15 protein-coding genes are annotated in these 12,508 nt (G+C 58.7%); 6 read left to right on the plus strand and 9 right to left on the minus strand.

The window, feature by feature from the left end:
• Positions 1-71: 71 nt before the first annotated feature.
• The gene (locus QQG91_RS08075) at positions 72-947 is read left to right on the plus strand and encodes a hypothetical protein (protein ID WP_285769714.1); all 876 of its coding nucleotides are present in this window, start codon (positions 72-74) and stop codon (positions 945-947) included.
• A 19-nt stretch (positions 948-966) separates the two neighbouring features.
• Here QQG91_RS08075 and QQG91_RS08080 read toward each other — a convergent pair whose 3' ends face one another.
• Positions 967-1,221, minus strand: coding sequence for a DUF2312 domain-containing protein (locus QQG91_RS08080; protein WP_285769715.1), 255 nt, complete (start codon positions 1,219-1,221; stop codon positions 967-969).
• A 138-nt stretch (positions 1,222-1,359) separates the two neighbouring features.
• Between QQG91_RS08080 and QQG91_RS08085 the strand changes: the two genes are divergently transcribed.
• A complete protein-coding gene (locus QQG91_RS08085; protein WP_285769716.1) occupies positions 1,360-1,575 on the plus strand; it encodes a hypothetical protein in 216 nt (71 codons plus the stop codon).
• Here QQG91_RS08085 and QQG91_RS08090 read toward each other — a convergent pair.
• From QQG91_RS08090 to QQG91_RS08100, 3 genes are all read right to left on the minus strand, one after another.
• Positions 1,572-2,927 (minus strand): enoyl-CoA hydratase-related protein, encoded by a 1,356-nt coding sequence (locus tag QQG91_RS08090; protein WP_285769717.1) that lies wholly within the window; start codon positions 2,925-2,927, stop codon positions 1,572-1,574. The two genes, QQG91_RS08085 and QQG91_RS08090, sit on opposite strands and share 4 nt — an antisense overlap.
• Before the next feature lie 121 nt (positions 2,928-3,048).
• Positions 3,049-3,261 (minus strand): hypothetical protein, encoded by a 213-nt coding sequence (locus QQG91_RS08095; RefSeq protein WP_285769718.1) that lies wholly within the window; start codon positions 3,259-3,261, stop codon positions 3,049-3,051.
• Between the two features lie 69 nt (positions 3,262-3,330).
• Positions 3,331-3,624, minus strand: coding sequence for an ArsR/SmtB family transcription factor (locus QQG91_RS08100; RefSeq protein ID WP_285769719.1), 294 nt, complete (start codon positions 3,622-3,624; stop codon positions 3,331-3,333).
• 341 nt (positions 3,625-3,965) lie between these two features.
• Between QQG91_RS08100 and QQG91_RS08105 the strand changes: the two genes are divergently transcribed.
• Genes QQG91_RS08105 through QQG91_RS08115 form a run of 3 tightly spaced genes read left to right on the plus strand, consistent with a single transcriptional unit; the run spans position 3,966 to position 5,258 of the window.
• A complete protein-coding gene (locus QQG91_RS08105) occupies positions 3,966-4,394 on the plus strand; it encodes a YeeE/YedE family protein (protein ID WP_285769720.1) in 429 nt (142 codons plus the stop codon).
• On the plus strand, positions 4,394-4,825 hold the full coding sequence (locus tag QQG91_RS08110) for a DUF6691 family protein (protein ID WP_285769721.1): 432 nt from the start codon (positions 4,394-4,396) through the stop codon (positions 4,823-4,825). The genes QQG91_RS08105 and QQG91_RS08110 overlap by 1 nt, the downstream gene beginning before the upstream one ends.
• Positions 4,826-4,832: 7 nt before the next feature.
• Positions 4,833-5,258, plus strand: coding sequence for a protein tyrosine phosphatase family protein (locus QQG91_RS08115; RefSeq protein WP_285769722.1), 426 nt, complete (start codon positions 4,833-4,835; stop codon positions 5,256-5,258).
• Here the strand turns inward: QQG91_RS08115 and QQG91_RS08120 are convergent.
• From QQG91_RS08120 to QQG91_RS08140, 5 genes are all read right to left on the minus strand, one after another.
• On the minus strand, positions 5,236-6,216 hold the full coding sequence (locus QQG91_RS08120; protein ID WP_285769723.1) for a flagellar motor switch protein FliM: 981 nt from the start codon (positions 6,214-6,216) through the stop codon (positions 5,236-5,238). The two genes, QQG91_RS08115 and QQG91_RS08120, sit on opposite strands and share 23 nt — an antisense overlap.
• A 41-nt stretch (positions 6,217-6,257) precedes the next feature.
• Positions 6,258-8,918 (minus strand): sensor histidine kinase, encoded by a 2,661-nt coding sequence (locus tag QQG91_RS08125; protein ID WP_285769724.1) that lies wholly within the window; start codon positions 8,916-8,918, stop codon positions 6,258-6,260.
• Positions 8,918-9,193 (minus strand): hypothetical protein, encoded by a 276-nt coding sequence (locus tag QQG91_RS08130; RefSeq protein WP_285769725.1) that lies wholly within the window; start codon positions 9,191-9,193, stop codon positions 8,918-8,920. The genes QQG91_RS08125 and QQG91_RS08130 overlap by 1 nt, the downstream gene beginning before the upstream one ends.
• 3 nt (positions 9,194-9,196) lie before the next feature.
• Positions 9,197-9,565 carry a response regulator transcription factor gene (locus QQG91_RS08135; RefSeq protein WP_285769726.1) on the minus strand — a complete coding sequence of 123 codons (369 nt, stop codon included), beginning with the start codon at positions 9,563-9,565 and terminating at the stop codon, positions 9,197-9,199.
• A 66-nt stretch (positions 9,566-9,631) separates the two neighbouring features.
• Positions 9,632-10,933 (minus strand): helix-turn-helix transcriptional regulator, encoded by a 1,302-nt coding sequence (locus tag QQG91_RS08140; protein ID WP_285769727.1) that lies wholly within the window; start codon positions 10,931-10,933, stop codon positions 9,632-9,634.
• Positions 10,934-11,155: 222 nt separating this feature from the next.
• Here QQG91_RS08140 and QQG91_RS08145 point away from each other — a divergent pair, with 222 nt between their 5' ends.
• The gene (locus tag QQG91_RS08145) at positions 11,156-12,502 is read left to right on the plus strand and encodes a substrate-binding protein (protein WP_285769728.1); all 1,347 of its coding nucleotides are present in this window, start codon (positions 11,156-11,158) and stop codon (positions 12,500-12,502) included.
• Positions 12,503-12,508: the final 6 nt, after the last annotated feature.

Genomic DNA, 12,508 nt, shown 5'->3' on the forward strand with positions numbered 1-12,508 from the left:
GCGATACCCGAAAGCGGTTTCCCTGTCCAGAAAAGCCCTTATATAGGAACGAAAGAATTTCGGACGACGACATGCAAATTGCCCTTCACATCGGCGCGGCCTGCACAGACGAGGATCGTCTTCTCAAAACGCTCCTGAAGAATACCGAGAATTTTGCTGCCGAAGGCATCAAGATCCCCGGCCCCGGCAAATACCGCCGACTGATCCGCGAAACGATCCAGAACCTCAACGGTGCGCCCCCTTCTGCGATGACGCGGGACGTGCTGGTCGATGCGATTTTGGACGACGAATCCGCCAATCGTCTGGTGATGAGCAATTCGGCCTTTATCTGTGTGCCCAACCGTATTTTCGAGAACGGCGTCTTCTATGATCAACTCGAGGCCAAACTCGGGGCATTCGGCCAAATCTTTGCCAATGACGATATCGAGCTGTTCCTAGGGCTTCGCAATCCGGCAACCTTTGTGCCTGCGGCTTTCGAACAGGGAAAGACGAAAAACTTTGTCGAATTCCTGTCGGGTATCCAGATCGAACAGCTTGTCTGGTCACATGTGGTCGAGCGCATCCGCGCCGTGCTCCCGCAGGCCAGTCTTACCGTTTGGTGCAACGAGGACACCCCGCTCATCTGGGCCCAGCTCGTGCGCGAGATTTCGGGTGTGGACCCGCTGACCAAGATCAGCGGCGGTTTCGACCTTTTGGCCACCATCATGACCGAAGACGGGATGGCGCGGCTCGGCGCTTACCTCAAAACGCATCCGCCCCAGACCGAGGTCCAGAAACGCCGCATCATTGCTGCTTTTCTGGAGCGCTATGCCATCGAAGACGAAATTGTCGAGGAAATGGACCTTGAGGGTTGGACAGAAGAGGTCGTCAACCATCTGACCGAGCAATACGAAGAAGACGTCTTTCGTATCGAGAGAATGCCCGGCGTGACCTTCATCAGCCCGTAAAGGCCACGCCGAAGCGGGATTACATGCCGAGTGCGGCCTTATACATGTCCATAATCGCCTCTTCTTCGGCGATATCATCGGCGTCGCGCTTGCGAAGCGCGATGACCTTGCGCATCACCTTGGTGTCATAGCCGCGGCCCTTGGCCTCTGCCATGACTTCCTTTTGCGCATCGGCAATGTCTTTCTTCTCGGCCTCGAGACGCTCATAGCGCTCGATGAACTGGCGGAGTTCCTGACCTGCGACGGAATTTGCGGTATCGGTGACGTCGTTCATTCTGCTCTCCACAAAGGACTTCAATTCGGGTTTGCCTGCATCCCTAACGACTGGCAATGGGTGCCGCAAGTCCTCAGCCTATTGCAAGCGAGACCCTGCCGCGCTAGGGCAACGCCAACGTGAGGGAAAGGGACACATATGGAATATCTGGTCTGGATCGGCTCGGGCGTGACGGTGCTGGGGCTTGTCGGCGTCATCGCAAGCGTTTTCATGGTGCTCAAGGCCAAGCGCCAAAACCTCGGCGACGAAGCGCTGCGCCTGCGTCTGAACAAAATCCTGCCCGTCAACATCGGCTCGCTCATGCTCTCGATGATCGGTCTTGCGATGGTGATCGTAGGCGTGATCCTCGCCTAAGCGTCGGCGTCGATCCGCAAGAGCGCGTCAAAGCCGCCTGAATATTTCACTGCTTCATCAAGCATTTGCGGCACGTCCCAAATGCGGCTTTCCTCTTTCCATTTGCGCATATCGTTGCGCAGGGAAACAAGCCCCACAAGATGCGCGGCCTTCATCGGGCCGCCGCGCCAGCGCGGGAACCCCATGCCGTGCACCGCGAGCGCATCGATGTCCGAGGCCCGCGCGACAAGCCCCGCCTCTACCATCCGCGCGCCTTCGGCCATCAATGCCGCCAGAAACCTGCGGCGGAGAATTTCGACTTCCTTGCCTGCAAGAACAGGCTTTTCCACCTCGAAAGGCCCTTTGGCAAATCCGAGACTAAGGAGCGCTCCGTCGATTTTGGCATAGGCCACGCCTTGGGCCGCAGCATGATTGATCGAGGCGCGCAAAACATGGCGCAGACGGTCTACGACCTCGGTTCCCGCTTCAAGACCGGGAAGACGCCGTCCGTTTTCACCGCGCCCCAACAGCATCGGCGAGATGCGGCGCTCTGCGATGAACATATGACGCAGCGCACGGGACTGGTCGCTCTTGGCGGTCTCCTCTCGGGCCGCCTCCTCAACCTCGTTTGCAATCTCAAACGGCATAAGGATCGCGGCTTCGATACAGTCGATGATCCGCTTGGGCGCAAGGAGCGGGCTGCGCTCAACCGCGGCCCGTTTGGTTTTCACCGCATTCAGGAACCCGATGCCGTCGGTCATCATCTCGCGCCGATCTTTGGCGGGAATGGCTGTGACTTCTTTCTCGATCAGCATATTGGCCAGATGCATACAGGCCTGATGCATCGCGCCTTTGACGATCCCGTTGGCGAGTTTGATCTCTCGTGCGGTTTCCGCCGAGATGGTGCGCGCTTCAAGGAGAAGCTTGAGGCTCGCCTCGGCCCCGACGATGCGCGGGAGCCGCTGGCTCGCCCCAGCCGAAGGCACAAGGCCCAATGTCACATCGGGAAAGCCGATCTGCGCGGTTTCGGAGAAAAGCCGGAAATGCGCCGCGAGAGCAAGCTCGGCCCCGCCCCCGAGGGCAGTGCCCTGAATGCCCGCGATCACAGGCACAGAGAGGTTTTCCAAACGCGTGCAAATCTGGCGCAGAGTGGGTTCGGCTTCGGCCTCGGCTTCGCGGATATCACCGCCCGCCGAGAACATCTTGCCCTCGGCCCGCAGAACGAGCGCCCGTAGCGAGCGGTCCTGCTCCACCCGCTCGATCGCCTCGAGCAAGGCGATGCGCACAGGAGGTTTGAGCGCATTCGCGGGGGGTGCATCGAGCACGATTTCCGCAACATGCCCAGAGACTTTGAAACTAACCGGCTGACCCATGCCCACTGCCTTGACGCGCCTTACGGCCCTGAATTGAACGCTTTTCAGGCATTTGGCCGCTTAACGGGCCCAAGGGCAACCCTTTAGCAGTGAAATAGGGTCGAAACCGATCAATATGTGCTTATACGGGCATATTTTCGAAGAGACAGTCTTCCTCTTCAGAGCGCAGCGTCTCTTCAAGGGCGCCGAGTTTGAGCGGCACGTTATAGCCTTCGGACTTCATCTTGCCGATCATATCCGTGACATCAGGCCGAAACTGGGCACGATTGAGGGGTTCATCCTCGATCGCGGAGAGAAGCTCGAACAACTCGTGGTAAATCAGGCTCTTTTTCATCTCACACCTTCCAATCCTCTTGGTTGGTGCAAGTATGACAGGCCAAGTGACCCGACGTTATGACCTAGGTCAATCGAGTTTGATGTCGGGACAAAATACTTCGTAAAGACGTTCGAGGATCGGACCGATGCGCGGGTCTGCGATCTTGTAATTGATCGTGCGGCCATCACGGTCGCAAGCGACAAGCCCTTCGGACCGCATCCGTGCCAACTGGCCCGATACATAGGATTGGCTCGCGCCGAGCATCTCTTCGAGATCCCCTACACATCGCTCTCCAGGGAGCAAGGCGCAAAGAATTCTAAGCCTTGCAGGGTTGGAAAGCACTTTGAGAACCTCTGCGGCCTCGTCTGCTGCTTTATCCATAGCGTTAGCTGTCTCGTTCAAATCGTGCATGATACTACCTTAATGCATAAAGATAATATTATATTTCGTTCTTGCAATGATTCATTCACTGCCTATTTTAGAAGACGACCGAGGAATCAAACCTTTGGATACGACTTCAAGTTCCGTCACTTATGCTGCACGACGGATAACGCAAACACGCGCCGAAGGCCAGCATCGAAAACCGATGCGGTGCCGAGCGGGTTTTGAAGTGAACGTTCAAAGGTTCGAGGAAACGGGCTGCAACCGTTCTGGAAACAGAACTTTTTGAACTTCGGGGGCTCTGCCCTCTTCTCGCCACGGAACGAACGGAACAGACTGAAATGCAGACTGAATGGATCTACGGCCTTATCGGAGGCGGTATAATTGGACTTGCTGGTGCGGTTTATCTTTTGATCAACGGCCGCATCATGGGTGCCTCCGGCATCATCGGCGGGCTGATCGACGGCTCGGCCAAGGGTGATCAGGCCAGCGAACGCCTCTTCTTCCTCATCGGACTATTTGTGGTGCCTGCGATCATCGCGATCGTATTCGGCGCCCCTGAAACACATCTGACCAGCAACCTCTGGGCCATCGTCGCCGCAGGTCTTCTGGTGGGTGTCGGCACGCGCTTTGCCAACGGCTGCACCTCGGGTCACGGGGTCTGCGGTATCTCGCGTCTGAGCCTGCGCGGCATTGTCGCAACGGTGTTCTATATCATGGCAGGCGGTCTGTCCGTCATCGTCTTCAAGCACACATTGGGGTGGATCTGATGCGTCGTCTTTTTGCTTTCATCGCCGGTTCGCTTTTCGGCACCGGACTCCTCATTTCGGGCATGACCGACACCTCCAAGGTGCAAGGCTGGCTCGACGTTTTCGGTCAGTGGGACCCGACGCTTGCCTTTGTTATGGGCGGCGCGATCATCCCGATGGCCATCGCTTGGCGCTTTACCATCGGGCGCAACCCCGCGCTCGGCGGTCTCTTTCCGCCCCGCCCCGAAGCCAAGATCGGTCGCAACCTCGTGATCGGCTCGACGCTCTTCGGTATGGGCTGGGGCTTGGCCGGTCTGTGCCCGGGCCCGTCGATTGCCTCACTCTCTTATGGAGGAATCGGTGGAACAGTGTTCCTCTTGGCGATGTTTGCAGGTATGTGGTTTGCACCGATCCTGCGCGACCAGCTAGATAACGCGCTTCCAGCGACCTGAGGACCAAATGGACATTCGTAATATTGCTTCGAACTACTCTGTCTCGCCACAGATCCTGCCGACCGACGTTGCAGCGATCAAGGCAGCAGGCTTTACCACCGTGCTCTGCAACCGTCCCGACGAAGAAGTGCCTTCGGACATCGGCTCGGACGCCATGCGCAAGGAGGTTGAAGCGGCAGGACTTCGCTTTGTGTTCAATCCGGTGACCCACCAGTCGCTGAACGCCGAGATGGTCAAAGTGCAGATGAGCACGATCGAGCAATCAAGCGGTCCAGTCCTTGCCTATTGTGCTTCGGGCACGCGCTCGTCGATCGTCTGGTCGCTTGGTTCTGCCAAGTCGATGCCCGTCGATGCAATCATCGAGGCAACCGCCCGTGCAGGCTATGATCTTCAGGGTCTGCGCCAGCGCATTACGGATCTTGCGGCAAGCTGATCACATCACCTTGCTCTTCGCTCTGTGTTCGGGCCACCCCCTGCGGTGGCCCTTCGCTTTTGCGGGGGTCGATACCGAGCGGTCCGAGGACAGGCGCCGCAGCAGGCTCGAGCCGAATGGCTTTCATTCCGTGGATCTGGCCGAGCCGCGCATTGCCGAGAAGACGCTCCGCCCCCTTAGCCATAATCGCCACCCGCCCGAGGTCCGCGCCATCAAGCGCAATCTCATACCCCTCAACCCAAGCGGAAATATCGGCATTCGTCATCGTAAAGCGGTGCAAGACAGCCTCGATCATGACAGGTTCCTGACGAAGGCGCTTGGCCAGTAGATCACCGATCCCGCTCGGTGCGGCGTCAGGCTCCTTGGCGTCCACCTTGGGCGGCAGAGCAATGGCGAGCACAAGCTGTCCCTGCCTCTCGCCCACCCCGAAATCAAGGCTGACTTGCGCCACGCGATAGTCCTGAACGGCGAGCCGCGCTTCGAGCTGCCCCTCGTGCAATATCTGGCTGCCGAGCGAGACATCCCCCACCCAACCTTCGATTTCCGTCCCGAGAGCATGTTCGGCGAGGTTGCCGAGAAGCCGCTCCAAGGTCGGGCGCACAAGAGCGGCATCCACTGCCGTCAGATCGCGCGGCAAAGCGCGGCGGGCCATCGCACTGTGGCAGGTCAACACTTCGATAATGGCCGAACGCGTATCCGCATCAATCGCGACAAAGCCGGCAATACCCTCGGAACGCAGCTCATATGTGAGAAAGTCGGGGGCAAATTGCGCAAGGGTCTCTTCGAAAGGTGTGATGGTAAGACCGACCCCGATCACGCCGATACGCCAACCTAACTCTTCCTCGAAAGCGCGTGAAACCCCAAGGCGGATGGCCCGTTCGGGCGATACCCCTGCGGGTTTCGGCACAGCGTGCACAGGGCGCTTGATCATACGTTCTTTGACGGAAAGTTGGGTCATGCGCCGAGTCTTAGCGCCGAACCCTTACCCAGCGGTAAATGTCAGGGGAGCGTGACACGAAATGCCGCGCCGCCCTGCCCCGGAAGATAGACGATCTCTCCGCCCAGTCGCGCCATGATCTCGCGGCAAATGGCAAGTCCGAGACCCGCGCCGCCTGCCTTGCGATGATCGGACAAGCGCGAGAATTTCTCAAAGATGACGCGCTGGCTTGCTTTGCCGATACCGCTGCCGTTGTCGATAAAGTCGACGACATGCCGTCCCCCGATGCGGCGGAGCGTGATCTTCAACTCGGGCACCTCGGCGTCACAGTATTTCTCGGCATTCGAAATGAGGTTGATGAACACCTGCGTCAATCGATCAAGGTCGGTATTCAAAAGATGGTTCTCGTTGGCGACGATCCGGCGGATCGACAGCCGCCTTCCACTCGCCTCGGTCGCGGAAATTGCGCGGTCGAGCAAGGTCTTGAGCGAGCCTTCTTGGATGTTGAGCGTCACCTGACCGTTTTCGAGCACCGAGAGATCAAGCAGATCATCGAGCAAGCGCGTCAAACGCAGCGCCTCGTCATGGATGATCCCCGAATAGCGCTCGACTGTGGCGGGGTCCGCATCCCCATCGCGCAGAATTTCCGAGAACGAGCGGATCGAGGTCATAGGGGTGCGCAATTCATGGCTGATCTGGCTGAGAAAGGCGTCTTTCTGGATCGAAAGAGCGGTCAGCTTTTCGTTGGCATCGCGAAGCTGGCGCGCGGTGCGTTCCTGCTCGGCGGATTTTGCCTCCAGCCTGTTCGAATATTCCATGATCTGGACCGCCTCATCCGCCACGGCGATCAGGTCTTCGACCGAAATACTGGAGCCTTGGGTGAATTGTCCAATCATCGCATGCGCCGTTGCCGCACCCACAGAGCCTGCAAGATTGCGTTCCAGCGTCTGGATGAAATCGGGCGTCACATCGGGCAGATACCCTGCCTTGCCTTGCCGCGTAGCCTCGCGGGCAAAGATCTGTTGGGCTTCGGTGGGACCGAGTATGCGCTGGGACATGATGAGAAGGTCTTCGGCCTCGGCTGCGCTTTGCGTCCATGCCCGTGCGCCTGTCGAATGCTCGAAGACGTTCACGAATTGCGCGCCCTGCAACCGCTCGATGGGTGCGGGGAAGGTCACGACAGAGCCGACAAAGAAGGCAACAGCATTAAGCAGCATCGACCACAAGAGCGCATGGAGCAGCGGATCGATCTTCTCGATCCCGAAGAGCGCCTCGGGGCGCAGCCAATGGATGCCATAGGGGCCGTTTTCAAAGACGGAAACTGGAATGATCGCGCCTTGCCCGAAGGAAGGCAGGAAAAGGCACCACGCCCAGACCGAAAAGCCGACGACGAGCCCTGCAATAGCACCCCAGCGGGTGGCGCCGCGCCAGTATAGTCCGCCGACGAGCGAGGGGAGCACCTGCACCACACCCACAAACGAGATCAGACCGATGGCCGCAAGCGCAGCGCCGCCGCCCGACAGGCGGAAATAGATATAGCCGCCAAGCACCACGGCCGCGATCGAGATACGGCGCGACAAAAGAACGACCAGACGGATATCGCCCGCAACCACCGCCCCCGCCCCGCGCGAGCTGAGCCAGAGCGGGACCACGATATGGTTGGAGACCATGGTCGCAAGCGCAATCGTCGCCACGATCACCATCGAAGTGGCAGAGCTGAAACCACCGAGGAAGGAAAAGATCGCAAGGACATTCCAACCTTCGGCAAGAGGCAGCGTGAGGACGAAAAGATCGGGGTTGGACCCGCTCGGCATGAGGTTGAGCCCCACCACCGCGATCGGGACCACAAATAGGCTCATGAGCATCACATAGAGCGGAAAGGCCCAACTTGCGGTCGAGAGGTGGTTTTCGTTGACGTTTTCAACGACCAGCACCTGAAACATGCGCGGCAGGCACAAAAAGGCCGCCCCCGCCAAAAAGGTCAGCCCGACCCAACGCCCTGCGGGTTGCTCCCATTTGGAAATGGCCGAGGCGTCGATCATCTGGAGCGTTTCGCCCAAACCGCCCGCCACGCCCCAAACCACAAAGACGCCGACGGCGATCAGTGCGCAAAGCTTGACGACCGCTTCGACCGCGATGGCGATGACCACGCCGTGGTGGCGCTCGTTCGCATCAAGATTGCGGGTGCCGAAGACGATGGTAAAGACCACAAGCCCGATGGCGACCCAGAGCGCCGCCCGAGACAGGTCGGCTTGGGTCCAATGGGTGCCGCCCGCTTCGGCAAAAACTGCAAAGGACAGCGTCACCGACTGGAGTTGCAGCGCAAGATAGGGCGTTGCCGCGACCACAGCGATCAGCGTGACGATCACCCCCAGCGAGGTCGACTTTCCGAAACGCGAGGAAATCAGGTCGGCAATCGAGGTGATGCGCTGGCTGCGGCCGATGCGGACCAGCTTGCGCACGATCCACCACCAGCCAAGCATAACGATCGTCGGCCCAAGATAGACCGTGAGATATTCCAGCCCCGAGCGCGCCGCATAGCCGACCGCGCCATAGAACGTCCAAGCGGTGCAATAGATCGACAGGGAAAGCGTATAGATCCAAGGGCTACTGACCCAACCCGAACGTCCCGCCCGCGCCCGCTTTTCGGCGAAAAAGGCGATCCCGAAGAGAAAAACCACATAAAGAAGCGCAACCGCGATGAGGACGTTATAGGTCAACATCAGTCGACGTCCTCTTGGCCCTCACCCAGCTCGGGCGCATCATGGCGGATCGCCTTGGAGAGATAGAGCGCCAGAGCGATGAGCAATATCCAGATGCCGAAGACATAGATCATTGCGGAGGTGGTCAGGCTCTGCCCTTCGGCGCGGGGCCAGAGTAGCGGCACCTGAAGCAGCAATATCCCGATAATCGGCAACATGCCCGCCACATCCCGAAGGCGGCGTTGGCGATAGCTTGAACGCGCCAGAAATTGAAGCGGCTTGAGCTTGAGCGCCATGGCTCAGTCCCGCGCGAGCGCGCGCACGCTTTCAAGCACTTCTGCGTTCGAGAAGGGTTTCGTCATGAACTGGGTCACACCGAGCTTTTCGGCAAGCTCGCGGTCCCGCGCCTGCCCCCGTGCCGTGAGCATGAGGACCGGAAGATCGGAGGTCCCCTCTTCTGCCCTAAGATCGCGCAGGATGTCGAAACCGCTTTTCCCCGGAAGCATCACGTCAAGAATAATGAGATCGGGTGGCGTGGCCTTGATCCGCTCGTTCGCGGTTTCCCCGTCGGAGTGCGTGTGCACGGTCCATCCGTCACGCGACAGGATGAAACTAATGGCCTCCGTTATGTTCGGTTCATCCTCGATAACGAGAACCCGTTTCGCCATAAGGCCGCCCCTCCCAAGACACCTTTGCATTCTTTTTTTCGACTATTGCCGAGAAGATTGCCTCTGTCAAAAAGTCTGATGCAGTTCTTCGATCTCGGAGAGAATTGAAGGCTCGCGCCGCGCCGAGCATCCCGACCTTTGACAGACGCGGCACCCCGGCCCGACAAGCAGCTCGGTCCTTTTGGCGCTGGGGTTTCGCGGTATGACGAGCATCACCCCTTCGATCAATTGAGGCGCTTCGAAACTTGGCGGGCTGGTCGGGACTGCGACGGCATAGCACAGGAGTTCCTGTCCATCGTTGCCCTGAAACATCACCACCTGACGCAGCGGGCGCAGCGGATGGGTCAACGCCTCGTAGATCGGCCAAAGCGGACAGGGAAAGCCCGTGCGGGACAGACCGAAGGCCGCGCCATTGCGCAAAAAGGTCAAGGCCCCCGCCCTGTCACAGATCGCCAAAGCGGTTTCGGGATGACCATCCTCGACCCGCAAGAGCGCAAGACGGCGGAGCACGACATCGATCTGAACATCGAAGTGCCGCGCGAGCTTTTCAGGATCATAAGCCATCTCGCGAGCGGTCTTTTCAAAGAGCCCTTGCGGCAGCTTGATCACATCCGCGGCGAAGCGATCGAAAATCCCGTCCATCATGGATTGCGCCGCGCGGCTGCGCAGATGTGGAAGTTCGGGTCTGTCCCCCGAGACAAGCGTGTAAAGGAGGTCGGGGTTCTTCTCGATCTCGGCCTCGACCTCTTCGTTCGGCGAAAGAGGCGCGCCGCCGTCCTCGGTCGGAGCGTCGAGATATTGCACCAAAGCGCGGCTGCTTTCGGCCAAGCGTTGGCTGTCTTCATAGATGTTGCGATGGAAACGCGTTTGCCAATCGCGGTCGATGACCTCCTCTCCGACAAGGATCGACGAGGTAGAGCGGATCGACGTCACCGCCGTAATCACGTCATGCAGCGAGGCCGCAAGCTGCGGATCGTGGGCCAAACGGTCGGTCAAGGCCTGAACCCGCCCCTCGAGCCTTTCGATGCGGCGGGCCTGCGCAAGGACCAGAGCCGCCCAACCGGGGGTGCGTCCGGCGAATTCTTCGGTGCGGTCGATCTCGACTTCGATCTCGTTTTGCTCGACCGCTGCGGAACGAAGTTGATCCAAAACGACTTTTTCGGTGCCTTCGGAAAGCATCGAGGCGTCCACATTCAGCGCCCGCGCCAAATCATTAAGGATTTTGCCGCCGATTCTGCGCCGATTATGTTCGATCAGGTTGAGGTAAGAGGCAGAGATTCCTGCCTTGGATGCAAGATCGGCCTGCCGAAGCCCCAGATCAAGCCGCCGTTCTCTGATCCTCGTGCCTGTCAATTGTCTTTGGGGCATCGGTAAACACCTTGTGATTCCAGTGGCTTTCTGCGCGCGCAAGAAAAGCAATTTACAATGTATACTATGGCATTGTGCAAATCTTTACAAAAAAATTGTTTCGTAAAAGCGTTTTGTTGCGAAGTTTTCTGTCGCGACGCTTACTGATTACAGCATTGCAAAAATGCGTTTCGCTCTGGATGGAGGAGATCCGGCGCGAATTTCACCAAAGGGAGGATATTTATGTCCAAAATGAACTTCTCGCGTCGCGGCGTGTTGAAGACGGGTGCCATTGCCGGCGCCGGCCTCACTCTGCCGACCTATCTTCGCGCAGACGCCCATGCCGGATTCACCAACGCGCCGACCGGCTCGACAGTGAAACTCGGCTTCAACGTTCCCCAGACCGGCCCCTATGCTCAGGAAGGTCTCGACGAACTCGACGCATACTATCTCGCCGTAGAACACCTCAACGGTGGCGGTGACGGCGGCATGCTGAACACCTTCTCGTCCAAGGTTCTGGACGGCACCGGTATTCTCGGCAAGAAAGTCGAATATGTGACCGGCGACACCCAGACCAAGTCTGACGTTGCACGTGCTTCGGCCCAGTCGATGATCCAGAAAGACGGCGTTGTTATGGTCACCGGCGGCTCCTCGTCCGGCGTGGCTGTGGCTGTTCAGTCGCTCTGTCAGGAAGCCGGCGTGATCTTCATGGCCGCTCTGACCCACTCGAACGACACGACCGGTAAGGACCGCAAGCGTAACGGCTTCCGTTACTTCTTCAACGCTTACATGTCGGGCGCCGCTCTGGCTCCGGTTCTGTCGAGCGTTTACGGCAACGAGCGCCGCGCCTATCACCTGACTGCCGACTACACTTGGGGTTGGACTCAGGAAGAGTCGATCAAAGCTTCGACCGAAGCTCTCGGCTGGGAAACGGTCCAGACGGTCCGCACCCCCGTTGGTGCAGGTGACTTCTCGTCCTATATCGCTCCTGTTCTGAACTCGGGCGCAGATACCCTCATCCTGAACCACTACGGCGGGGACATGGTGAACTCGCTGACCCAAGCAGTTCAGTTCGGTCTTCGCGACAAGATGGTGAACGGCAAGCAGTTCGAAGTCATCGTTCCGCTCTATTCGGAACTCATGGCAGCAGGTGCTGGCTCGAACATTCAGGGCGTTTACGGCTCGATGAACTGGAACTGGCAGCTTCAGGATGCCGGCACTCAGGCCTTCGTGAAGTCGTTCGGCGAAAAGTATGGCCGTCCGCCGTCAGGTTCGGCTCACACCGCCTATGTCCAGACCATCCTTTATGCAGATGCTGTAACCCGCGCAGGCACCTTCAACCCCTGCGGCGTTGTCGAAGCTCTCGAAGACTTCGAGTTCGACGGCATGGGTATCGGCAACACGCTCTATCGCGGTTCGGACCACCAGTGCTTCAAGGATGTTCTCATCATGAAGGGCGCTGACAACCCGACCAACGAATACGACACCCTCGAGATCGTGGAAGTCACTCCGCGTGCTCAGGTCGAGTATCCGGATGACCACCCGATGTTTGCCGGTGGCGAACTGGGTGCATGTAACCCGGGCGCATAATCGCAC

The organism is Marivivens sp. LCG002 (assembly GCF_030264275.1).
Taxonomy (GTDB): Bacteria; Pseudomonadota; Alphaproteobacteria; order Rhodobacterales; family Rhodobacteraceae; genus Marivivens.

Bases quoted from the DNA above. Each gene is read 5' to 3' on its own strand.
- QQG91_RS08075 (WP_285769714.1), top strand. From the start codon at position 72: ATGCAAATTGCCCTTCACATCGGCGCGGCCTGCACAGACGAGGATCGT.
- QQG91_RS08080 (WP_285769715.1), bottom strand. From the start codon at position 1,221: ATGAACGACGTCACCGATACCGCAAATTCCGTCGCAGGTCAGGAACTC.
- QQG91_RS08085 (WP_285769716.1), top strand. From the start codon at position 1,360: ATGGAATATCTGGTCTGGATCGGCTCGGGCGTGACGGTGCTGGGGCTT.
- QQG91_RS08090 (WP_285769717.1), bottom strand. From the start codon at position 2,927: ATGGGTCAGCCGGTTAGTTTCAAAGTCTCTGGGCATGTTGCGGAAATC.
- QQG91_RS08095 (WP_285769718.1), bottom strand. From the start codon at position 3,261: ATGAAAAAGAGCCTGATTTACCACGAGTTGTTCGAGCTTCTCTCCGCG.
- QQG91_RS08100 (WP_285769719.1), bottom strand. From the start codon at position 3,624: ATGGATAAAGCAGCAGACGAGGCCGCAGAGGTTCTCAAAGTGCTTTCC.
- QQG91_RS08105 (WP_285769720.1), top strand. From the start codon at position 3,966: ATGCAGACTGAATGGATCTACGGCCTTATCGGAGGCGGTATAATTGGA.
- QQG91_RS08110 (WP_285769721.1), top strand. From the start codon at position 4,394: ATGCGTCGTCTTTTTGCTTTCATCGCCGGTTCGCTTTTCGGCACCGGA.
- QQG91_RS08115 (WP_285769722.1), top strand. From the start codon at position 4,833: ATGGACATTCGTAATATTGCTTCGAACTACTCTGTCTCGCCACAGATC.
- QQG91_RS08120 (WP_285769723.1), bottom strand. From the start codon at position 6,216: ATGACCCAACTTTCCGTCAAAGAACGTATGATCAAGCGCCCTGTGCAC.
- QQG91_RS08125 (WP_285769724.1), bottom strand. From the start codon at position 8,918: ATGTTGACCTATAACGTCCTCATCGCGGTTGCGCTTCTTTATGTGGTT.
- QQG91_RS08130 (WP_285769725.1), bottom strand. From the start codon at position 9,193: ATGGCGCTCAAGCTCAAGCCGCTTCAATTTCTGGCGCGTTCAAGCTAT.
- QQG91_RS08135 (WP_285769726.1), bottom strand. From the start codon at position 9,565: ATGGCGAAACGGGTTCTCGTTATCGAGGATGAACCGAACATAACGGAG.
- QQG91_RS08140 (WP_285769727.1), bottom strand. From the start codon at position 10,933: ATGCCCCAAAGACAATTGACAGGCACGAGGATCAGAGAACGGCGGCTT.
- QQG91_RS08145 (WP_285769728.1), top strand. From the start codon at position 11,156: ATGTCCAAAATGAACTTCTCGCGTCGCGGCGTGTTGAAGACGGGTGCC.